Here is a 21,812-nt window from a genome sequence, read left to right as displayed (position 1 = left end):
TCATGTAGCCGAGCCACGGCGTGAAATAGACGGCAACGAACCAGGAGACGACGAGCGCGATACCGACGACGTAGAACAGCGTGCGTACATATTCGCCTGCCGTCGATTCCGCGAAGCCCACCGGGATGAAGCCCGCGGTCGTGATCAGCGTCCCCGTCAGCATCGGGAAGGCTGTCGAGGAATAAGCGAAGCTCGCCGCCTCGATCTTGACGAGCCCCTCTTCGAGTTTTCGTTCCATCAGCTCGACGACGATCATCGCGTCGTCGACGAGCAGGCCAAGCGCGATGATGAGCGCTCCGAGCGAGATGCGCTGCAGATCAATGCCGAGCTCATACATGATGGCGAAGGTTGCAGCCAGCACCAGCGGAATGGCAATGGCGATGACGAGGCCCGAGCGCCAGCCGATCGACAGGAACGACACGATGAGCACGATCACCAATGCTTCGCCGAGCGCATGCATGAACTCGCTGATGGCATCGGTCACGACGTCGGGCTGGTTGGAGATCTGGTCGACGGAAACGCCGTAGGGCAGCGATTCCTCGAAGCGCTGGTAGGTCGCCTCGACATCCTTGCCGACATCGGTGACCTTGAAGCCCTTGGCCATGACGACGCCGACCTGCACGCTTTCATGTCCGTTGAAGCGGTACTTGCGCTGGTAGGGGTCTTCGAGACCGGAGTAAACGGTGGCGATATCGCCGAGGCGCGTCACCTGGTTGCCGGAGCGCAGGCGCAGTTCGCGAATGTCTTCGACCTTGTGCAGGTTGCCTTCGACGGAAATGCGCACGGAGCGCAGGCCGGTATCGACGGAGCCTGCAGGATCGACGGCATTCTGCCCCTTGATGGCATTCTGCAGATCGACGATCGTCAGGCCGCGCTCGGCGAGCGCCTTGGATGAGACGTCGATATAGATCTTCTCAGGCTGGTCGCCGATGATCACGGCTTTTTCGACGCCCGGCGTCGTCAGCAGCATGTCACGCGCCTGAATCGCGAACTTCTTCAGCTCTGGATAGGTGTAACCGTCGCCGCTGATCGAGTGCAGCGTGATGAAGGTATCGCCGAATTCGTCGTTGAAATAGGGACCGCGCAGGCCCTGCGGCAGGTCTCCGGAAATATCGCCGACCTTCTTGCGCACCTGATAGAAGGCGTCAGCTACCTCAGCCGCATCCGTGTCGCCCTTTACCTGCACGGTGATGATCGTGCTGCCGGCGCGTGTATAGGACTTGACCCAGTCGAGATGCGGCGTTTCCTGCAGCTTGCGCTCGATCTTGTTGGTGACCTGGTCCTCCATGTCCTGGATGGAAGCGCCCGGCCACAAGGCCTGCACGACCATGACACGGAATGTGAAGTCCGGGTCTTCCTTCTGGCCCATCCGCATCAGCCCGAGCACGCCGGTGATGATGATCAACCCGAAAAGAAAGCGCGCAATGCTCGGATGGCCGATCGCCCAGCGCGACAGGTTGAAGGGGCGCTTTTCAGTGGTGTTGGCGTCCATGGCCGTGGTCCCTCTCCGAGACAGCATCTACTGAATTGCGGCGGCGGGCTCGGCCGAAGCCGACTGCTGACCCGGCACCATGACCTTCAGGTTCTCGGTCATGAACTGCGTGCCCGCGGCAACGACGAGATCACCGGCATCCAGGCCGCTCGTGATGTTGACGCCGTCGCCGGTGAAATCGGCAACATCGATTTCGCGGGCGTGGACGGTCGACGCGCCGCGGTCGACGACCCAGACGAACTTCTTCCCGTCCTTGTCCGCAAGGGCACCCAAAGGAACCGCTACATAAGGATTGGAATTCGTGACGTCCGCCTCGATCGTCGCCGTCATGCCGAGCAGGACACGCTGATCGCTGGGCAGGCTGACACGGACGGAAAAGGTCCGGGACTGCTGATCGGCGCTGCCGGAAACTTCGCGCACCTTCCCGTCCAGTACCAGCTTGCTATCCGACCAAAAGGTTGCCTTCACGATCTTGCCGGGCTTGAATTCGGCGATATCGTTTTCCGGCACCGCGATCTGGACCTCCTTCTCGCCATCGATGGCAACGGTTACGACCGGGGTACCGGAAGCCACGACCTGACCCGAGTCCGCATTGATTGCGGTCACAATGCCGTTCTGGTCGGCCCTCAGTTCAGTGTAACTCACCTGGTTCTTCGCCTGATCGAGCGAGGAGACCGCGGCATCGCGCGTCGAGACGGCCTGGTCGTAGGAAAGCGCCGCCTGTTCGAGCTGCGATTTGGAGGCAACGCTCTTATCGAAGAGCTGCACGGCACGTTTGTTGGCGAGGTCTGCCGTCTGCACACCTTTTTCGGCCGCCGCCAGATTCGCTTCCGCTGCCTTTGCCGCGAGCTGATAATCCGTGGCATCGATGCGCGCCAGCATATCGCCCGGCTTCACATGCTCACCGATATCGACGAGGCGCTCGGTGATCTTACCGCCGACGCGGAAGCCAAGGTTCATTTCAACGCGCGCCTTTACGGCACCGGAATAGTAAAGCGCGCGTGTTTCGCCAGCCTTGGCAATCTCCACGACCTTGACGGGGCGGATGATTTCCTTCGTTTCGGCCTTCTTCTCTTCACCACTGCACCCGGCAAGGCCGAAAGTGATCGCGCCGACAAGCGCTATGCTGAAAACAGACGGCAGCCTGCGTGTCTTAAGCGAAACCATCTTCCCACTCCTGATCGTTTCGTGTGATTTCCTGACTGTCTAACGGTCAGATTGTTTCAAAGCCCTGATCGAAAATTCGATCAGTTCGTCCACCGTTGCCCGGTTGGTTTTGGCGAGACATTGCGCCACCATCTGCGGATGACAGAGATTGACTGTCGCAGCCCCGAAGCAGCGGGATGCGACGACTGGGTCCTGCTCGGCGAATTCGCCGGCCTCGATGCCCTCGCGGATGATCTCCGCAATAAGGTCGTGAATGCTGTCGATGTGCGTTTCGATAACGTGCCAGTCGCGTTCGATGGCGACGATGACCATCTCGTGCACCTTCTCTTGGTCGAGCATGGTATCGAGCGTCATCTGATACTGGCCACGCACGTAGCGGCGCAGCCGTTCAGAAGCGCTTTCGGGCAGATGGCGGATGTCGAAAGCCATCTTATAACTCGTCTCGAGCATACGGCCGCAGATTGCTTGATGGATCTCAACCTTCGAAGCAAAAAAGCGATAGATATTGGCCGGCGACATGCCGAGGTCGCGCGCCACATCGGCAACCGTCGTCTTGCTGTAGCCATAGTGACGGAAAAGCCGATCAGCCGCATCGAGAATGCGTGTCACATTCTCCTGGCGGGTTTTCTCCAGAGTGCTGTCTGCCAACTCATCCATGCGTTTTCAAAAGCCTTGCTTACGACTGACGATTTTTGAATTTCGTCAGTCGTAAAACATCATATGTCAGCTGTCAATATTTTTCGGAAACATAAAAATGCCGCGGCCCGGGGCGCGCGGCATTGAAAGCCAGAAAATAAGGGAAATCAGCCCAGTTTGACCTCCAGCGTGATCGGCACTGCGGAAAGCGCCTTGGAGACAGGGCATCCGGCCTTGGCCTTATTGGCGAGCTCCGTGAATTTCTCTTGATCGGCGCCGGGAACATTGCCTGTCAGCGAAAGATGGATCGCCGTGATCGCAAAACCATTTTCGACGCTTTCAAGCGTCACCCTCGCTGTTGTCTCCATTCTTTCGGCCGTAAGCCCCGCCTCGCTGAGGATCAACGACAACGCCATGGTGAAGCAGCCGGCATGGGCCGCGCCGATCAGCTCTTCTGGATTGGTGCCCTGAACGCCTTCGAAGCGGCTCGCAAAGCCATAGGGATATTCCTTTAGTGCGCCGCTCTGTGTCGATATCCGTCCCTTGCCATCCTTGAGACCACCGGACCACTGGGCCGAACCTGTACGATTGATCTGCATGCCGTCCTCCTGTTTGATCGAACTGTCCTCGAAAACGGCCCTGGCCGCTTCCTACCGCAAGAAGGCTGAAGCCTCCCCGAGCGGCAATATAAGGCTCTATCTTCGGAAGGCGACGGCCACATAAAAATCTGAGCTTCGTTCAAGGGGGTCGCATCGAGCCGCCCTTTTTTCTTGCAGGTGTAGGAAGCAGCGCGCGGTATCCGTCATAGTGAAAGCTCACAGAGGGAGATTTCAAATGACCAGAGCAATTGCAGTCATCGTCGCGCGCATCATCTTCAGCTTCGTCTTCTTCATGGCCGCAGGCTTCAAGTTTGCCGACATGGGCGCAACCGCAACCTACATTGCCTCCGCTGGCTTTCCGATGGCGGGTTTTCTCGCCTGGGTCGCAGCCTTCTTCGAGCTGGCTTTGGCGCTCGCCTTGATAACCGGCGCCTTCTTCACCGAAGCGAGCCTGCTTGCCGGCATCTACGTGATCTTCCTGGCCTTCGCCTTTCATGGCCCGTCGCGCTGGGCGAACAATCAGGCAGAATTCGGCTTCTTCATCGACCACTTTACCTTCTTCGCCGGGCTTCTGCTTGCCGCCGTGCACGGACCGGAAAAATGGGCGATCTATCGCAATCTGGTAAGGCTTTAGGAGCGCCGCTCAGGCTCATTGGCACCGCATCGCACCAAACGCCGGTTCGATGCGGCCCGAATGCTCTCTGCAGTCAGTAGAGGCCCGGTATCAACCGCCAGGTTCGCTGGCGGTAGGCTGCATATTCTTCACCGAATTGCGATTCCAGCAGCGCTTCCTCTGCTCGGATGCGTGCAATCAGCGGCACAAGCATCAATGCTGTAAGGCCAATTCCGATAACCGAGCGAAACGCCAGAGCCCAACCGAGGGTGCTGACCATCAGGCCGAGATAACTGGGGTTACGGATGATGCGGAATACCCCGTCCGTCACGAGCTTGTGGTCGGGCTGAATGGCAACGAGACCGCTGAACCGGCGCCCGAGCGTGAATACCGGCCAAAGCCGCAACGCCCCACCCACGGCAAAGAGGATAACGCCGATCCAGCGGATGACAGCGCCGTCGACCGTCCAGACATCGATCCGGTCCATATAAGCCGGCAGATAAGCGATCAACACGCCAATTACCGCGAAGGCCGTCAGTACCCAGCGGTTGGAGCGATCCTCCCTTACGCCGGCACTCAGGTTTCCGCTGCTGAAAAGTGCGGCGATGGTGAGCGCGAAGAGGACAACGGTCAGCGCGACCAACGGCGGATGGGAAAAAAATGCTGCAAAACCACCCCAGCCCAGAATGGCGAGCGCCAAAAAGGCGCCACTGCCGAGGATTGCCAGCAGCATCAATGTGAACGTCGGTCTCATGATTGCGATCTCATCATCCCCAAGGGCAAAAGTCCGTATAGCACAAGACCTCGTGGCTGAAATCTGCTCCTTCGCAACCGCAAAATCAACAAGCCGCACCGCCGATTGCTCCAACTGGAACCAAGCGCCGCGTTCGAACATTGCCCTAGCGCGAAGGCAACGAGGATTGGCATATGGAACTTCAGGGAAAGATTGCATTGGTCACCGGCGCCGGTTCCGGCATCGGAAAGGCGACGGCACTCAGGCTGGCCGCGGAAGGCGCCAAGGTGGGCGTTTTGAGCCGCACCGGCAGCGAGGTCGAGGAAACATGCGCCGAAATCCATTCCGCAGGCGGCGAGTCGATTCCGCTGACTGCCGACACCAGCGATGAAGCCGCCATGCGCGGGGCGATCGAAAAGCTCGTCACCAAATTCAGCCGCATCGACATCGTCGTCGCCAATGCCGGCATCAACGGTGTTTGGGCGCCGATCGACGACCTGAAGCCGGAGGAGTGGGACAAGACGATCAACGTCAACCTGCGGGGAACCTACCTGACGCTCCATCTCACCGTCCCGCACATGAAGTCGAATGGTGGCGGCTCGATCATCGTCGTCTCCTCGATCAATGGTACGCGTACCTTCACGACTCCGGGAGCAACCGCCTATACGGTCACGAAGGCCGGTCAGGTCGCTATGGTGCAGCAGCTTGCGCTGGAACTTGGCAAGCACGGGATCCGCGTCAATGCCGTCTGCCCGGGCGCCATCGACACGAATATCGATGAGAACACCAGGAGCCGCCACCGAAGGGAAACGGAAATCCCGGTCGTCTGGCCGGAAGGCGAGATTCCGATCACTGGCGGGGAAGCGGGGCAAAGCGACGACGTCGCCGAAGCCATCCTGTTTTTTGCCACCGACCGCTCGCGCCACATCACCGGTACACCGATTTGGATAGATGGCGGCCAGGGGCTGCTTCGTCAGCCTGGACCACCGAGCTGCGCAGTCTCGAGCGTGTAGAGCTGCTGCGCCCGCTTGACGCCGCGAAGCGCGTAGCGGCCAATGCAGGCAATGCCGGCGCGCTCGGCATCCGGAATAGCCGCGGCAAAATCCGATGACATCAGCACGTTGAGATCGACCGACCGGCAGACTGAAGCAATCCGGCTGACCTCGTTGACCGCTGGACCGATAACCGTGAAATCAAGCCGTTCCTGGCTGCCGATATTGCCGTAGAACACATCACCGATATGGAGGCCGAGATAGACGTCTGTTGTCGGCCGGCCGTCCACGATACGTGCAGCATTGAGCGTCGCGAGCTTTTCCCGCAACGATCTTTCTGCGCGCAGTGCTGCGCAGCAGGCGTCGGATGGCTCCTCCGCCTTGAAGATCGCAAGCACGCCATCGCCGATAAGTTTCAGCACATCGCCACCTGCCTCATGGATCGCTGAAATCACTGCTTCGCCATATTCATTAAGGAACGGCAGGATTTCTTCGGGTGGCGCGTTGTCCGATATCTTGGTGTAGTTCAGAAGGTCGGAGAACCAGAGTGCTGCCGAAATCCTCTCGGACTTGCCCCTGCTGATCTTGCCTTCCATCACCTGCCGCGCGGCATCCTTGCCGAGGTAAACCTCTGCAATCGTCCGCGCGATCCTGCCGAGAGCTATGCATTTGATTGCGAGCCCCAGAATGGGCACGAGCTTTCGGAGAATGCTCAGATCCTGGTCGGAAAAGCCTTCCGGATGCTTGGTAGCGAAATGCGAGAAGAAGCAGTCCATCTCGCCGATCGTGCCTTCCTTGGCGAAACGATGGACGAGCGCCACGTAGTCCGTGTGGCCCGCTTCGAGCAGCTTGTCGAGCATATTGAAATCGATGGGATCGCCGAAGCCGATGCGGCGGCGAACTTCGTTTTCATTCCCTGACCATAGATAATAGAAAGCCGAGCGCTGCCAAGTAGAGAGCGCCTCGCCTTCGCCGCTCGGACCATATTCGAATTCGCTCTCGATTTCCGACTCGCTATCCCAGCGAAAGGCGCGTCCCTCGTGCACCGGATGCAGCGTGTCCATAAGCGCCATCCCGCGGTCCAGCGGCAAGCCCGCTGCCCGGCACGCAACACAGAATCCGGACAGCAGCTCGGATTCCGAGGTTCCTTTCAGGCCCTGTTCCGTGAGCCATGCTGCAATCGTGCCGATATCGCTCTTATCCATGGCCTTCACTTTCGCTTCAATCGAAGCTGTAGCTCCATTTCGCGGCTCAAGGAAGACTTCGGTGGTCTGCAACATTAAGGCCCTCGCCCCCAGAGGGGCAATTCGCATATCATCACCATGCATCAATGAGGGAGGAATCTGATGACCACGGACCACAGCCGCCTCGACGGCAAGATCGCAATCGTCACCGGCGGCACGCAGGGGCTTGGCGCCACCATCGCCCGCCTTTTTGCCGAGCGCGGCGCGAAAGGCATCGTCATCTGCGGCCGCAACGAACAGAAGGGCAAGGCGAAGGCCGAGGAGATCTCCTCAAAGACAGGAGCCAAGGTCGTTTACGTCAAGGCGGATCTTGAGAAGGTCGAAGACGCGCAGAATGTGGTGCGCGCCTGTGACGAGACCTTCGGTCGGGTCGATGCCCTGGTCAACGCCGCAGCCATCACCGATCGCGGCACAATCCTCGACACCAGCCCGGAGCTTTTCGACCGGATGTTCGCGATCAATGTCCGGGCGCCGTTCTTCCTGATGCAGGAAGCGGTCAAGGTGATGCGCCGCGAAAAGATCGAAGGCACCATCGTCAACATAGGCTCGATGTCCGCCAAGGCCGGCCAGCCCTTCATCGCCGCTTATTGCGCATCGAAGGGTGCACTTGAAACACTGACGAAAAACACGGCTTACGCGCTGCTGCGCAATCGCATCCGCGTCAATGGCCTCAATATCGGCTGGATGGCGTCGGAAGGCGAGGACCGCATCCAGAGGGAATACCACAACGCGCCCGACGATTGGCTGGCCAAGGCGGCAGAAACTCAGCCATTTGGCCGCCTCGTCGACCCCGAAGAGGTCGCCCGCGCCTGCGCCTACCTCTCCTCGGCAGAATCCGGCCTGATGACCGGTTCTGTCATCTGTTTCGACCAGTCGATCTGGGGCGCATATGACGGCTCGCCCCATCCTGCAACACCTCTCTGAAAAATCACCAGAGCCCGGCGGATTTGACACACCGGGCTCTGGAACCCATTGCCGTTTCTGTTTACGAAATACTCAATGGTTAGGGAGGAGCCAAGCAGTGTCGGAAGATACGCTCTATGACATCCGTGATGACCGTTTCAGAAACCTGATTGCAGGCAGCGCGAGGCTGGAGGAGCTTTATACGGGCTGTCGCTGGGCGGAAGGCCCCGTCTGGTTCTCCGATCTCAATTGCCTGATCTGGAGCGATATCCCCAACGAGCGGATGCTGCGCTGGATGCCGGATGGCGGCGTTTCGGTTTTTCGCTCGCCATCGAACTACGTCAACGGCAACACCCGCGATCGCCAGGGCCGCCTCATCTCTTGCGAACACGGCGGCCGCCGCGTCACGCGTACGGAGCCCGACGGCAAGATCACCGTGCTCGCCGACAGCTACCAGGGCAAGCGCCTCAACTCGCCGAACGACGTCGTCGTGAAGTCCGACGGCTCGATCTGGTTCACGGACCCGAGCTACGGAATAAAGTCGGACTATGAGGGGCACAAGGCGGAGCAGGAACAGGATACACGCAATGTCTACCGCATCGATCCGCACAGCGGAAAAGTCGAAGCGGTGGTTACCGATTTCATCCAGCCGAACGGCCTTGCTTTTTCGCCCGACGAAAAACAGCTTTACATCGCCGACTCCGGCTCTGCCGATCATGACGTGCCGCGTCATATCCGTGTCTTCGACGTTGCCGACGGCAGGAGACTGACCAACAGCCGCTATTTTTGCTCGATCGACAACGGCATACCCGACGGCTTTCGCTTCGATATCGACGGCAATCTGTGGACTAGTGCCGCCGATGGCGTCCATTGCTTTGCGCCGGACGGCACGTTGCTCGGCAAGATCAAAGTGCCGCAGACCGTCTCCAACGTCGTCTTCGGCGGCCAGAAGAAGAACCGCCTCTTCATCACGGCGACGCAGTCGCTCTACTCGATCTATACCACGACGAATGGCGCGCAATATCCATAAGCGGCCTTGCCGGCCGAACCAATAGACATGCTTGAGAGGAGTCCGGGATGCGGTCCGTCGTCTCGTTCAATGAATCATGGAGTTTCCACGAGGGTTTCGGCCAGCGGCTGCTCGATGCCTTCGACGGCACGAGGAGCGTCAGCCTGCCGCACACTGCCGTCGAGCTGCCCTTCAACTATTTTGACGAGACGCTTTATCAGCGCGCTTTTACCTATCAGAAGATCTTGCGCTGGCTTCCGGAATTCGAAGGACGCGAGGTATCGATCGTCTTCGACGGCGCCATGGCAGACAGCGTCGTCTATCTGAACGGCGAACGGATCGTTGCTCACAAGGACGGTTACACGCCATTCGAGGCCCGCCTCACAGGCAAGCTCCTCCCAGGCGACAATCTGATCACTGTGAAGATCGACGGCAGCGAGAACCCGGCTATCCCGCCCTTTGGCGGCCGCATCGATTATCTCACCTATGCCGGCATCTATCGCGACGCCTGGCTCAAAGTCACCGGCGCGGTTTCGATCAGCAACATCAAGATCGAAACCGCAAACGTACTTTCCGACGCCAAATCAGTCAGCGTCCGCTGCCATCTCGCCAATCCGCAGAGTTCCGGCTTTATCGGTGCCGTCACCGGTTCGTTGAAGGATAGCTCCGGCACCGTGATTGCGACCGCATCCGCCGATACGACGGGCGAAGATGTGACGCTTTCCTTCGAAAACCTGACGGACATTCTGCTCTGGGATATCTCCAGCCCCACTCTTTACGAAATCGTCGTTGACCTGAAGACCAGCCATGGCTCGGACAGGCTGTCTTCGCATTTCGGATTCCGTACCGCCGAGTTCACGCCGGAGGGCTTTCTGCTCAACGGTGCACCGCTGAAGCTGCGTGGCCTGAACCGCCATCAGTCATTTCCCTATGTCGGCTATGCCGCCGGACGCTCGGCGCAGGAGCGCGACGCCGACATCATGAAGTCGGTGCTGAAGTGCAATATCGTCCGCACCTCGCACTACCCGCAGTCGAAATGGTTCCTGGATCAGTGCGATCGCATCGGTTTGCTGGTCTTCGAAGAAATCCCCGGCTGGCAGCACATCGGCGATCTCGAATGGCAAAAGGAATCGATCCAGAACGTTCGCCGCATGATCGAACGCGACTGGAACCATCCTTCGATCGTCATCTGGGGCGTGCGCATCAACGAGTCGCTGGACAGTCACGACTTCTACACCGAAACCAACCGTCTTGCCCGCGAACTTGACCCGACACGCGAGACCGGCGGCGTCCGCTACCTCACGGACAGCGAGCTGCTCGAAGACGTTTACACGATGAACGACTTCATCCTCGGCAACGAGGAATTGCCCGGCGCCAATCGACCGCGCACGGCGCTTCGCAGCCAGCAGGAAAATACCGGTCTCGATCGCAAAGTGCCGTACCTCATCACCGAGTTCAACGGCCACATGCACCCGACCAAGATCTACGATCAGGAGGCGCGTCAGGCCGAGCACGTCCGGCGGCACCTCGAAGTGCTGAACGCCGCCTATGGCGACCCCGACATTTCAGGCGCGATCGGCTGGTGCATGTTCGACTACAATACCCACAAGGACTTCGGCTCCGGCGACCGCATCTGCTATCACGGCGTGCTCGACATGTTCCGCGAGCCGAAATTCGCTGCCTACGTCTATTCCAGCCAGTGCGATCCGTCCGACGAGATCATCATGAAGCCCGTAACCTTCTGGGCGCGCGGGGAGCGCAATATCGGCGGCGTTCTGCCGCTGATCATCCTTACCAACTGCGATGAAGTCGAATTGAGATACGGCTCGCTTACAAAGCGCATTGGCCCGGATCGCGAAAACTATCCGCACCTGCCGCATCCGCCCGTCGTGCTGGATCATCGCCATTTTACGGCGGATGAACTTGGCACATGGGGTCTTGAGTGGCTCGACGGCGAATTCACGGGGTATATCGATGGTCAGCCGGTCGCCAGGCTGCGGCTTGCCGCCGATCCGCTGCCGATGACGCTCGAAGTGGTGGCCGATAGCACCTCGTTGAAAGCCCGCGAACGCGACACAACGCGGGTGGTCATCCGAGCCTTGGATCAGTACGGCCAGCGCCTGCCCTTCCTGCACGACAACGTCGCGCTGCACGTCGACGGTCCTGCCAGGATCGTCGGTCGTTCCATCGTTCCCCTGCAGGGCGGTACGGCCGGCTTCTGGCTGGAGGCGACCGGGCTTATGGGTAGCATCACGGTCGAGGCAATCTCCTCCCGTTTCTCACCGGTCACCTTGCAGGTAACGGCCGTCTGATAGAGCCTTCAAGGCTCTCGACGTTACGCGATCCGGAGCTGGCTTTCCGGATCGAAGAAAACCGCCTTGTCGAGATTGAAGGCAAGGCGCGTGCTCTGCCCGGGCTGAATGCCGGCATCGGCACGCAGCCGCGCGACGACCGACTTGCCGCCGAGTTTCGTCACGGCAAAAGTGTCCGAGCCCGCCGGTTCGACGACCTCGATCGGGCAATCGCCCTCCGCCAGCGACTTCGCCTTGCGGTCTGCGCCGTCGGGATCGGTCAGGGCTTCCGGGCGAATGCCGAAGATGACCTTCTTGCCGGCATAGGAGGTCAGGCTGTTGTTGCCGGCAGGAACCGGGAGCTTCAGCGCCGCGGCATTCGGCCGGTCGAGCGAGACCTGCAGCCCCCCGGTGTCGGAACTTTCCAGTGTCGCGTTCAGGAGATTCATGGCTGGCGATCCCATGAAGTCAGCCACGAAAATATTGGCCGGCCTGTTGTAGATCTCGGCTGGCGTGCCGAATTGCTGCAGCACGCCATCCTTCAGCACGGCGATCTTCGTCGCGAGCGTCATCGCCTCGATCTGATCGTGCGTGACATAGACGATCGTCGTCTTCATGCGCTGGTGCAGCCGCTTGATCTCCGTGCGCATGTCGACGCGCAGCTTCGCGTCGAGGTTGGACAGCGGCTCGTCAAAGAGGAAGACCTGCGGGTGGCGCACCAGCGCGCGCCCCATTGCGACGCGCTGTCGCTGGCCGCCGGAAAGCTGGCTTGGCTTGCGGTCGAGCAGATGACCGATCTGCAGCATATCCGCCACTTCCTTGATGGCCCTTTCGCGCTCTTCCTTCGGCACTTTGCGGATTTCCATGCCGAAGGCGATATTCCCGGCAACCGTCATGTTCGGGTAGAGCGCGTAGGACTGGAACACCATCGCAATGTCGCGCTGCGATGGTGCGAGCCCCTCAACCGAGCGGCCGTTGATCGCAATGTCGCCGGACGTGATCGGTTCGAGGCCAGCGATTGCGTTCAGCAGCGTGGACTTGCCGCAACCGGACGGGCCGACCAGCACCAGGAAGCCGCCCTTTTCGATTTCGATATTGATGTCCTTCAGGATCTCGATAGAGCCGTAGGATTTGCGCAGGTTGGAGATCTTGAGAAACGACATGAGGCTATCCCTTGACTGCGCCCGACATCAGGCCGCGCACGAAATAGCGGCCGGAGACGATGTAGACGACGAGTGTCGGCAAGGCGGCGAGGATCGCGCCCGCGAAGTGAACATTGTATTCCTTGACGCCGGTGGATGACGACACGAGATTGTTGAGAGCCACCGTCATCGGCGTCGAATAGGGTCCGGAAAACGACGCGCCGAACAGGAAGTCGTTCCAGATATTGGTGAACTGCCAGATGACGGACACCACGATGATCGGCGCCGAGGACGGCAGCAGGATGCGCCGGAAAATCTGGAAGAAGGTGGCGCCGTCGATCTGCGCCGCGCGCACGAGTTCGGTCGGGAACGCTTCATAGTAGTTGCGGAAATAAAGCGTTGTGAAGCCAAGGCCGTATATCACGTGCACCATGATGAGACCCCAGATCGACCCGGCCAAACCAAGTATGCCAAGGATGCGGGCCATCGGGATGAGCACGATCTGGAACGGAATGAAACAGGAGAGCAATAGCATCCCGAAGAAGATGTTCGAACCCGGGAAGCGCCATTTCGTCAGCACATAGCCGTTCAGCGCGCCCATGATCGTCGAGATCGCCACCGCCGGGATGACCATGAGGATCGAGTTGATGAAGAAGGGCCTGAGCCCCGTCGGCTGCACGCCGACCTGTGCCGTCGACCACGCGGATATCCACGGCTCGATGGTCCAGACCTGCGGCAGGTTCAGCATGCCGCCCTGCCGGATTTCATCCAGCGGCTTGAAGGAATTGACCACCATCACATAAAGCGGCAGCAGGAAATAGACGACGAAGAAGATCAGCGCCGCATAGATCAAAGCCCGGGTCAGCCGGTTGTGCGACATCACGTTCTGCGGGTTTGGCGTGCTCATCGGCTGCTGCCTCCGCGGATTTCCGAATAGAGATAGGGAATGATGATCGAGAAGATCATGGCCAGCATGATAATCGCCGACGATGCGCCGATGCCCATCGAATTGCGGGTGAAGGTATAGGAATACATGAAGGTCGCGGGAAGCTCCGTCGCCTGCCCCGGCCCCCCGCCGGTCAGCGCGATGATCAAGTCATAGGCCTTGATCGCCAGATGCGCGAGCACGACGAAGGCCGAAAGAAACACGGGCCGCATCAGCGGAATGATGATCCTCCGGTAGATCGTCACGGTCGAGGCGCCGTCAACCTGGGCTGCCTTGATCATCTCGTTGTCGACACCGCGAAGGCCGGCGAGAAACATCGCCATGACAAAGCCGGACGACTGCCACACGGCCGCGATCACCACGCAGTAGATGGCGTAGTTGCGATCCTTGATCCAGTTGAATGAGAAGCTTTCCCAGCCCCAGAGATGCATCGTGTTCTCAAGGCCGATACCGGGATCCAGGAACCATTTCCATGCCGTCCCGGTGACGATGAAAGAGATCGCCATCGGATAGAGATAAATCGGCCGGATCAATCCTTCCCCGCGAATCTTCTGATCAAGCAGGATCGCAAGGAACAACCCAAGCACCGAGCAGATGATGATGTAGAGAGATGCGAAGATCGCGAGATTGCTGATCGCGAGCCACCAGTGCGGCAACGCCCAGAGCCTCTGGTAGTTGATGAGGCCCACGAGATTGTAGGACGGCAGCATCTTGCTGTCGGTCAGCGACAGAAAGCCGGTATAGGCGATGAAGCCATAGACGAAGATCAGGACGATGAGGAAACTTGGCGCGAGCACCAGTTTCGGCAATATCTCCTGCAATCGGTTGCGACTGTACATGGTCTGGCGTTACCGTCGAGGTGGTCTGTCCGGAAGAGGCCCGGAGCAGTACCGCTCCGGGCCATGAGGGCCTATTTTGGCCTGTTACTTCGCAGCAGCGACGGCGGCCGGCAGTTCCTTGATCGCTTCATCCGGCGTCAGTTCGCCGTTGTACACGCGGTTGACGACGTCATAGACCGCGTTCTTCACTGCCGCCGGTGCACCGTAACCGTTCGACATGGAGCCCATCAACGTGCCCTTGTCGCTGGCTTCCTTGAGGTCTGCGATTGCCTTTTTGCCACAAGCGTCGAAGTCCGTATTCGGGACGTCGGTGCGTGCAGGAGCCGACCCCTTGACAACATTGAAGGCGGACTGGAACGTCGGGCTTTCGATGGCGGATGCCATCTGCAGCTGTGCGGGCACCTTGTCCTGTGCAATTTTGAACATCGCAAACATGTCGGAGTTAAACGTTACGCTCCCTTGGGTGCCGGGGAAGCGCATGCAGACGAAATCGGTGCCGGGGACCTTCTTGGCCTTTATGAATTCGCCCTTTGCCCAGTCGCCCATCATCTGCATACCGGCCTTGCCCTCGATAACCATGGCAGAATCGAGGTTCCACTCGCGGCCGGAGAAGTTGTCGTCGACATAGGACCGCAGCTTGGTCAGGCGGGTAAAGGCTTCCTTCATCTTGTCGCTGCCCAACGCGGCAGGATCGAGATCGTTAAAGGCTTGTTTGTAGAAATCGTTGCCCAGCGAAAGAACGACGGAGTCGAACATCGTTGTCGCGTTCCAGGCGTTGCCGCCGCCAACTATCGGGACAATCCCCTGAGCCTTGAATTTGTCGAGCAGTGCAATCAGCTCATCCCAGTTCGCCGGCTCCTTGCCGCCGGCCTTGTCGAGCGCGGCCTTGTTGATCCAGATCCAGTTGGTGGAGTGAACGTTGACCGGCGCGGCGATCCAATGGCCGTCATATTTGGAGAAATTCTGCAGCGCCGCCGGAATGACCTTGTCCCAGCCTTCCTTGGCGGCAGTATCGTCGAGATTGCCCAGCGCGCCTTCCTTGGCCCAGTCGACGATGTCAAAACCGAGCATCTGCACGGCCGTCGGGGCGTTGCCTGATGTAACGCGGGCGCGCAGAACGGTCATCGCTTCGGAGCCGCCGCCGCCGGCGACCGGCATGTCGGTCCAGCCGATGCCTTTCGTTTCCAGATCCTTTTTCAGCACGTTAAGAGCCGCGGCTTCACCGCCGGATGTCCACCAGTGCAGAACTTCGACGTTTTCGGCTGCGTAAGCTGCCGTACCCGCCATCATAACGGCAGCAACAGCTGCCGAGCCCAAAAACTTGCGCATGATATCCTCCCGTTCGCAAGTCAGCGGCGAGACCCTCCTCGTCCGCCGTGATGTCTCCCGCAGTTGAAGCGGCAAACATGCCCCGCAACTCCCATCGCGGTTGATAATTTAAAACGATATAAAAGCAGCGGCGTCAAGTCTTTCTCGCGATGCAAGAAAAATCAAATGCCATGCTAAGTCATTGAAAAACTTTTACTCACTCAAAACTGCAGCATAAAACTCGTTTCCCTGCGAGAGGACGGAAGAAGGTAGCGTTTCACGGGTGTGATTTTTGGCTGGCGAGGCGCTCGGATGCACGTTCGCATGCATCAAACCATCAGCATGCCGGAACCCAGTTTCCGCAGAGACCTCGCATCGATTTTCCGATCACCTGAGCGCTGGACCCGGCAAGACGCTGACCAACAGGGGGAGATGGTCGGAGGCACGGCGCGCGAGCGGTGTCGTCGGCACAGTCGCGGATGTCACACCAAGTCCATCGGATACAAAAATATGATCGATGCGCAGAACCGGCAACCGCGAAGGGTAGGTCGCGCGCGGACGCCGGGCGGCGAGCAGATGTGCATCGCGGAAATGGCGTGCGAGCATTTTGTAGGCCGGCGATGACGGAATGGCATTGAGGTCGCCACAGATGATCGCTGGCGCAGCTCGGAAGTTGGCACTTCCGATCCATTCCTCGCCGAGCAGCGCCGTCGCCTGCCGCGCCCGATCAACGCGGCGCAGACCAAGATGCGTATTCAATAGGTTCAAATGGGCTCCGGCCAGGTCGACTTGCACCCATATCGCTCCGCGCATCTCGCCAACGGAGGGCAGCGGTCCGGCTTTGATCAGCCGGGTGGGAAGGGCTGTCAAAATGGCATCGCCGTATTTCTCTTCCTCGACATGCAGCGCCGGATGAAAGTGGGCTTCCATCTTCAAGAGTGAGGCGATCATATGGGCTTGGTCGACGCCGCCAGTGCGTTTGCGGCCAACATCCAGCTCCTGCAGGGCAATGATATCAGCGCCCGTTTCCGCGATCACATCGGCGATCCGCGTCGGCTCGATTCGCCTGTCCGTACCGATGCAGCTATGCACATTGTAGGTCAGGATTTTCAGTTCGCCGCCAGCTTGCTCCGGCAAGACAGAAGAGAATGTGCTCATGTCCGGGGGAACTTGCTTTCGGCCTGTTTCGTTCCATCCGCGGAACTCCAACGAAACGGGACATGCATGTCTGCAAAGCGAGCGCTCATCAATGCAACCCTCGTTCTCGGCCTCCTGCTGGCCGCTTACCTGCTCTACAGGGTCTTCAGCCGCTACACGCTGAGCGAAGTCGTGGAATCGATCCGCGCGATACCCGGCCTCCGCCTTATCGCGGGCCTTGGCTTTGCAGCCGCTTCCTATGTCTGCCTTACCGGCTTTGACTGGCTGGCGCTCCGCTACGCTGGAAAACCGCTGCCCTATCCGAAAGCCGCCCTCGCCTCCTTCACCAGTCTCTCGATCGGGCATAACCTTGGTTTCGCAGCGCTGAGCAGCGGCGCTGTCCGCTACCGTTTCTATTCGCGGGCGGGCTTGAATGCCGAAGAGATCGCCAAGGTCATCCTGTTTTGCGGCCTGACCGTGGGTATCGGCCTATCGGCGCTCGCCGGCCTCGCTTTGCTCTTCAACCCGCAGGACGCTGCAAACCTCCTCAAACTCAACCCGGCCGGACTGTTCAGCCTCGGCCTCGCCTGTCTCGGTCTTCCCGCTCTCTACCTCGTGCTTTCCGCGACCCTCCGCGCACCGCTGCATCTGTGGAAGTGGAGCTTTGAAATGCCAAGCCTGAAGATCGCGTTTGGCCAGGTCTTCATCGGCACGCTGAACTTCATCTTCGTCGCAGCCTGCCTGCATCAGATGCTGGCGGCCCAGGGAAACGTAAGCTTCGTCCAGACGGCGACGGCCTATGTGCTTGCCAATATCGCGGTCCTCTTCACGCACGTGCCGGGAGGCCTGGGCGTCCTCGAAACAACAATAAGCCACATCCTGCCCGGGGCCGCTTCAATCGGCGCTCTGGTCGCCTTCAGGATGATCTATTTCCTGCTTCCATTGTTGATCGGCCTTCCGGTCTTCGCGATCAGCGAGGTCGTGTTCCGGAAACGGCGGAAGGTGTCAGAAGATGGCGCTGATCAGCCGGCCGATGCGCAGACGCAGCTTCTGTAGCAGCCAGTAGGGCCGGCGGGGGTCAACGAGGGCAGTCCCGATCATCGGCGATGTCTGGCCTCGGAAGACATCGACCGAAAAATGGCGGAGACCCCGCTTGCGGAAATTCAGTGCTTCCAGGGTAGCGAGCAGCGAGCACTTCGCGGTTTCCATGTCGCGCACCGCCTCGAGCGTGGCATCGAGATGCTCGGCGATCAGCCGGTGCCGAAGCGCCGCTATTGCCTGTCGGTGAATGTCGCTCTCGGCCTCGATTGCCAGGTCACATTCCGTATCAAGCCCCTCCGAACGGTTGTTGAGATTGGACGAGCCGATTCGAATGAAATGATCGTCGACAATGACCACCTTGGAATGAATGATGACCTCCTGCTCGCCATCCTGCCCGTCCGGCACTACGGGGTACATCACGCGCAAGCGGTCATGCCGGTCGATGCGTTTGAGCCTGCGGATCAACCGGTCGCGGTTGTTGCCCATTGTCAGCTTTTCGATAAGGCCGTGCGAGCTCTTCGTGACCAGAACGGCAATCTCCGGGCCATCAGCCTCTCTGAGGCGTTTCGCAATCGCCCGGGCTACGCCAAAAGAGGCGAGATATTGCGTCTCGATATAGATGTATTTCCTCGCTGCATTTATGGCATCGCGTGTCAGGCGGAAGGCTTCGAAGCGCCCGCGTTTGCCAATCAGTCCCGGCTCTGTGAGTGCAATGGCTGCCTTCACATGCTCCATTTCCGGGGGGATCGCAGGCGGCCATGGCACTGCTTCCTCGGGAGAGTCTGCGATCGCCTCACCGGTTGCCTGTTTCCATCGCCGCCGGCACACCTCGCCGATCAGTCGTGCCGCTTCGCCGGAAATCATCGCCTGCATATCGTGCACGGGACCGTAAGGTACCCCGTCGGGCGTCCTACGATGCGGGTTGTCGACGCGATGGTCCGGCTCGTCCCAGCGCCGCGCTGTCAGATCTATGCCGCCAAGGAAGCCGACGCTGTCATCGACGGAAACCAGCTTTTGATGGTGGCAGCCGCGCAACGGGTGCCGCAAGTCGAAACGCAGATTGATCTGAGGGTGTGCAGAAAGGTCGCTTTCCTTGAAGAGCTTCAGTGTCTTGCCGGAATAGATCGGCCCCATGCCCCAGACCAAAATCCGGATCTGCAGCGAGGGGTTGTCGTCCGCAAGTTCCAGCAGGAGATCACGAAGTGTCTGTGAGCTTGCATATGGTCTCAACCGGATATCGGGATCAAAATCCCAGCCGATGATCCAGATCGAATGTCTTGCCTGACGCACGGCCTGATCGAGCGCCGCGAAATAAGCTGCGCCGTCGACCAGAAAGGCCGCCTTGTCCGCCTTGCCCACACGCCAGGCGTTTCGGCCCTGGCTGACGATACCGTCCGGTACGGTGGGGGGAACTGCGCGGCGGCGAGCGACCGTGGTAATGTAATCAATTGCTTTGGCTGACCTGCGGTTATCGGATATGGCTCGAAAATCGGTCATTTTCTATCCAGCACAATCGAATTGGATGCGCTGAATAACTCCGCAGTCACTGGACTTGTTCCCCTGCGGTACAAAGCTTGTGACGCGGGCCGGAAGCCTCGTTTCCTCCGGCCCGCTCCGATGACGATCAGTTCGACTGCCAGCTCTTGACCAGTTCGTCGTAGTTGACCGTGATCGGCTTCTCTTTTTCGTTCTCGACCTTCAACTGCGGAGCGAGATTGCCTTTTCCGGCGGCATCCTTGTTCCAGTATTCGAGATCGTGCTCTTCGGCGAGCTTCGGACCAATGTCGCCTTGGACCGTTGCTCGTTCCAGGCGCTGCAGCACCTTTTCCTGCTCGGAGCAAAGCGAATCCATCGCTTCCTGCGGCGTCTGAGCCCCAGTTGCCGCCTCACCGATCGCCTGCCACCAGAGCTGGGCGAGCTTCGGGTAGTCAGGCACGTTCGTGCCGGTTGGCGACCACTGCACGCGAGCCGGCGAGCGGTAGAACTCGATCAGACCACCGAGCTTTGGCGCACGTTCGGTGAAGCTCTTGTCGCGGATCGTGGACTCGCGGATGAAGGTGAGGCCGACATGGCTCTTCTTCACGTCCACGGTCTTCGAGGTCACGAACTGCGCATAGAGCCAAGCCGCCTTGGCGCGATCGTCAGGCGTCGACTTCATCAGCGTCCATGAACCCACGTCCTGATAGCCGAGTTTCATGCCGTCCTTCCAGTAGACGCCGTGCGGGCTCGGCGCCATGCGCCATTTCGGCGAGCCGTCCTCATTCACCACCGGCAGGCCGGGAGCGACCATGTTGGCGGTAAAGGCGGTGTACCAGAAGATCTGCTGGGCGACGTTGCCCTGGGCCGGCACGGGGCCTGATTCAGAGAAGGTCATGCCCTGTGCTTCCGGCGGAGCATAGGCCTTCAGCCAATCGAGATATTTTTGGAGCGAATAGACCGCCGCCGGGCCGTTGGTGTCACCGCCGCGCGCCACGCACGAGCCGACCGGCCGCGAGTTTTCGTCGACCTTGATACCCCATTCGTCGACCGGCAGACCGTTCGGGATGCCCTTGTCGCCGTTGCCGGCCATGGAGAGCCAGGCGTCGGTGAAGCGCCATCCGAGCGACGGGTCCTTCTTGCCGTAGTCCATGTGGCCATAGACCTTCTTGCCGTCGATCTCGCGGCCGGTGAAGAACTCGGCGATGTCCTCATAGGCAGACCAGTTGACCGGAACGCCGAGATCGTAGCCGTACTTAGCCTTGAAGTCGGCCTTGTTCTTTTCGTCGTTGAACCAGTCGTATCGGAACCAGTAGAGGTTCGCGAACTGCTGGTCCGGCAGCTGGTACAGCTCCTTGTCCGGAGCCGTCGTAAAGCTGGTGCCAATGAAGTCGGCGAGGTCGAGGCCGGGGTTGGTGACGTCCTTGCCCTCGTTCGCCATCCAGTCGGTCAGGCTACGCGCCTGCAGGTAGCGCCAATGGGTACCGATCAGGTCGGAATCATTGACATAGGCGTCGTAGATGTTCTCTCCCGACTGCATCTGCGTCTGCAGTTTCTCGATCACGTCGCCTTCGCCGATGATGTCATGGCTAATCTTGATGCCCGTTATGGCGCTGAATGCCGGCGCCAGCACTTTCTGTTCATAGCTGTGGGTTGCGATGGGCTCGGAGACCACCTTGATTTCCATCCCGGCGAAAGGCTTCGCCGCATCGATGAACCACTGCATTTCCTTTTCCTGATCGGCGCGGGAAAGCGTCGAGAGATCCCCGATTTCCTTGTCCAGAAAGGCTTTCGCCTCATCCATCCCCGCGTAGGCGGAGCCGGCCATGGCCAGCAAAATGCCTGCTGTTGTCGCTAATAGATGCCTTCGCATAATATCCTCCCAGAGTTTGCGATTGCATTTGCACGTCTCAGGCGGCCAGACCTACCCCCGGCCATCTGTATCTCCTTGCCGTCACACGTAGCGGAACACGCCGAGGGCGTAGACTACGGAGAGGGCAAGAGCCCACCACAGGTTAGGCCCCACAAGGCCCAGCCATGCGAGATGAATGAATGCGGCGCCGAGCAGCGAGACGAAGAGGCGGTCCCCGCGCGTCGTCTCGAAACGCAGGATGCCGACCCGCGGGGAGCCTCCCGGCGCAAAATATTCCCAGATGCTCATGCCGATCAGCAGCAACAGGATCGTCAGAAAGAACAGCGCTGTCGGCAACGTCCACGCCATCCAGGAAAAGTTCATATCCAGCT

The 21,812-nt window shown here is 59.5% G+C and carries 20 protein-coding genes; 6 read left to right on the top strand and 14 right to left on the bottom strand.

Annotated features, from left to right (window positions below; translation table 11 throughout):
* The 4 genes from ACPYOJ_RS23220 to ACPYOJ_RS23205 form a co-directional block, all read right to left on the bottom strand.
* Positions 1 to 1,492, bottom strand: a 1,492-nt coding sequence (locus tag ACPYOJ_RS23220; RefSeq protein ID WP_481418338.1) for an efflux RND transporter permease subunit, incomplete at its 3' end; no start/stop codon positions are given.
* Between the two features lie 27 nt (positions 1,493 to 1,519).
* Entirely contained in the window at positions 1,520 to 2,659 is a 1,140-nt protein-coding gene (locus ACPYOJ_RS23215; RefSeq protein ID WP_481418337.1) for an efflux RND transporter periplasmic adaptor subunit, read from the bottom strand.
* A 39-nt stretch (positions 2,660 to 2,698) separates the two neighbouring features.
* Entirely contained in the window at positions 2,699 to 3,316 is a 618-nt protein-coding gene (locus tag ACPYOJ_RS23210; RefSeq protein WP_481418336.1) for a TetR/AcrR family transcriptional regulator, read from the bottom strand.
* A 146-nt stretch (positions 3,317 to 3,462) separates the two neighbouring features.
* Positions 3,463 to 3,894: an OsmC family protein gene (locus tag ACPYOJ_RS23205; RefSeq protein WP_168831343.1), complete on the bottom strand. Its 432-nt coding sequence runs from the start codon at positions 3,892 to 3,894 to the stop codon at positions 3,463 to 3,465.
* Positions 3,895 to 4,129: 235 nt separating this feature from the next.
* Between ACPYOJ_RS23205 and ACPYOJ_RS23200 the strand changes: the two genes are divergently transcribed.
* Positions 4,130 to 4,528 carry a DoxX family protein gene (locus ACPYOJ_RS23200; RefSeq protein WP_481418335.1) on the top strand — a complete coding sequence of 133 codons (399 nt, stop codon included), beginning with the start codon at positions 4,130 to 4,132 and terminating at the stop codon, positions 4,526 to 4,528.
* A gap of 73 nt (positions 4,529 to 4,601) precedes the next feature.
* Here ACPYOJ_RS23200 and ACPYOJ_RS23195 read toward each other — a convergent pair whose 3' ends face one another.
* Entirely contained in the window at positions 4,602 to 5,261 is a 660-nt protein-coding gene (locus tag ACPYOJ_RS23195) for a methyltransferase family protein (protein ID WP_481418334.1), read from the bottom strand.
* 173 nt (positions 5,262 to 5,434) lie between these two features.
* Between ACPYOJ_RS23195 and ACPYOJ_RS23190 the strand changes: the two genes are divergently transcribed.
* Positions 5,435 to 6,253 (top strand): SDR family oxidoreductase, encoded by an 819-nt coding sequence (locus tag ACPYOJ_RS23190; protein WP_481418333.1) that lies wholly within the window; start codon positions 5,435 to 5,437, stop codon positions 6,251 to 6,253.
* Here ACPYOJ_RS23190 and ACPYOJ_RS23185 read toward each other — a convergent pair.
* On the bottom strand, positions 6,214 to 7,437 hold the full coding sequence (locus ACPYOJ_RS23185) for an adenylate/guanylate cyclase domain-containing protein (RefSeq protein ID WP_481418332.1): 1,224 nt from the start codon (positions 7,435 to 7,437) through the stop codon (positions 6,214 to 6,216). The two genes, ACPYOJ_RS23190 and ACPYOJ_RS23185, sit on opposite strands and share 40 nt — an antisense overlap.
* 141 nt (positions 7,438 to 7,578) lie before the next feature.
* On the opposite strand from ACPYOJ_RS23185, the gene ACPYOJ_RS23180 reads away from it, so the two are divergent.
* The 3 genes from ACPYOJ_RS23180 (at position 7,579) to ACPYOJ_RS23170 (ending at position 11,700) form a co-directional block, all read left to right on the top strand.
* Positions 7,579 to 8,400: an SDR family oxidoreductase gene (locus tag ACPYOJ_RS23180; protein WP_481418331.1), complete on the top strand. Its 822-nt coding sequence runs from the start codon at positions 7,579 to 7,581 to the stop codon at positions 8,398 to 8,400.
* Positions 8,401 to 8,497: 97 nt separating this feature from the next.
* Positions 8,498 to 9,409 (top strand): SMP-30/gluconolactonase/LRE family protein, encoded by a 912-nt coding sequence (locus tag ACPYOJ_RS23175; protein ID WP_481418330.1) that lies wholly within the window; start codon positions 8,498 to 8,500, stop codon positions 9,407 to 9,409.
* A 47-nt stretch (positions 9,410 to 9,456) separates the two neighbouring features.
* Positions 9,457 to 11,700 carry a glycoside hydrolase family 2 protein gene (locus ACPYOJ_RS23170; RefSeq protein WP_481418329.1) on the top strand — a complete coding sequence of 748 codons (2,244 nt, stop codon included), beginning with the start codon at positions 9,457 to 9,459 and terminating at the stop codon, positions 11,698 to 11,700.
* 23 nt (positions 11,701 to 11,723) lie between these two features.
* Here the strand turns inward: ACPYOJ_RS23170 and ACPYOJ_RS23165 are convergent, their stop codons facing one another.
* From ACPYOJ_RS23165 to ACPYOJ_RS23145, 5 genes are all read right to left on the bottom strand, one after another.
* The gene (locus ACPYOJ_RS23165) at positions 11,724 to 12,842 is read right to left on the bottom strand and encodes an ABC transporter ATP-binding protein (RefSeq protein WP_168831335.1); all 1,119 of its coding nucleotides are present in this window, start codon (positions 12,840 to 12,842) and stop codon (positions 11,724 to 11,726) included.
* Between the two features lie 4 nt (positions 12,843 to 12,846).
* Complete coding sequence (locus ACPYOJ_RS23160) at positions 12,847 to 13,728, bottom strand: carbohydrate ABC transporter permease (protein ID WP_168831334.1); 882 nt, start codon at positions 13,726 to 13,728, stop codon at positions 12,847 to 12,849.
* The gene (locus ACPYOJ_RS23155) at positions 13,725 to 14,606 is read right to left on the bottom strand and encodes a carbohydrate ABC transporter permease (RefSeq protein WP_168831333.1); all 882 of its coding nucleotides are present in this window, start codon (positions 14,604 to 14,606) and stop codon (positions 13,725 to 13,727) included. The genes ACPYOJ_RS23160 and ACPYOJ_RS23155 overlap by 4 nt, the downstream gene beginning before the upstream one ends.
* Before the next feature lie 84 nt (positions 14,607 to 14,690).
* The gene (locus tag ACPYOJ_RS23150; RefSeq protein WP_481418328.1) at positions 14,691 to 15,935 is read right to left on the bottom strand and encodes an ABC transporter substrate-binding protein; all 1,245 of its coding nucleotides are present in this window, start codon (positions 15,933 to 15,935) and stop codon (positions 14,691 to 14,693) included.
* 366 nt (positions 15,936 to 16,301) lie between these two features.
* Complete coding sequence (locus ACPYOJ_RS23145) at positions 16,302 to 17,072, bottom strand: endonuclease/exonuclease/phosphatase family protein (RefSeq protein ID WP_481418327.1); 771 nt, start codon at positions 17,070 to 17,072, stop codon at positions 16,302 to 16,304.
* Between the two features lie 66 nt (positions 17,073 to 17,138).
* On the opposite strand from ACPYOJ_RS23145, the gene ACPYOJ_RS23140 reads away from it, so the two are divergent.
* Entirely contained in the window at positions 17,139 to 18,107 is a 969-nt protein-coding gene (locus ACPYOJ_RS23140) for a lysylphosphatidylglycerol synthase domain-containing protein (RefSeq protein ID WP_481418326.1), read from the top strand.
* Here the strand turns inward: ACPYOJ_RS23140 and ACPYOJ_RS23135 are convergent.
* From ACPYOJ_RS23135 to ACPYOJ_RS23125, 3 genes are all read right to left on the bottom strand, one after another.
* Complete coding sequence (locus ACPYOJ_RS23135; RefSeq protein WP_481418325.1) at positions 18,057 to 19,589, bottom strand: phospholipase D-like domain-containing protein; 1,533 nt, start codon at positions 19,587 to 19,589, stop codon at positions 18,057 to 18,059. The genes ACPYOJ_RS23140 and ACPYOJ_RS23135 overlap by 51 nt on opposite strands.
* Before the next feature lie 127 nt (positions 19,590 to 19,716).
* Positions 19,717 to 21,441 (bottom strand): ABC transporter substrate-binding protein, encoded by a 1,725-nt coding sequence (locus tag ACPYOJ_RS23130; RefSeq protein WP_481418324.1) that lies wholly within the window; start codon positions 21,439 to 21,441, stop codon positions 19,717 to 19,719.
* An 81-nt stretch (positions 21,442 to 21,522) separates the two neighbouring features.
* Positions 21,523 to 21,804 (bottom strand): DUF2160 domain-containing protein, encoded by a 282-nt coding sequence (locus ACPYOJ_RS23125; RefSeq protein ID WP_168831327.1) that lies wholly within the window; start codon positions 21,802 to 21,804, stop codon positions 21,523 to 21,525.
* Between the last annotated feature and the right edge of the window lie 8 nt (positions 21,805 to 21,812).

It is taken from the genome of Rhizobium sp. SVR5-9E, from assembly GCF_056755095.1.
This window is presented reverse-complemented; position numbering and strand designations above follow the sequence as displayed.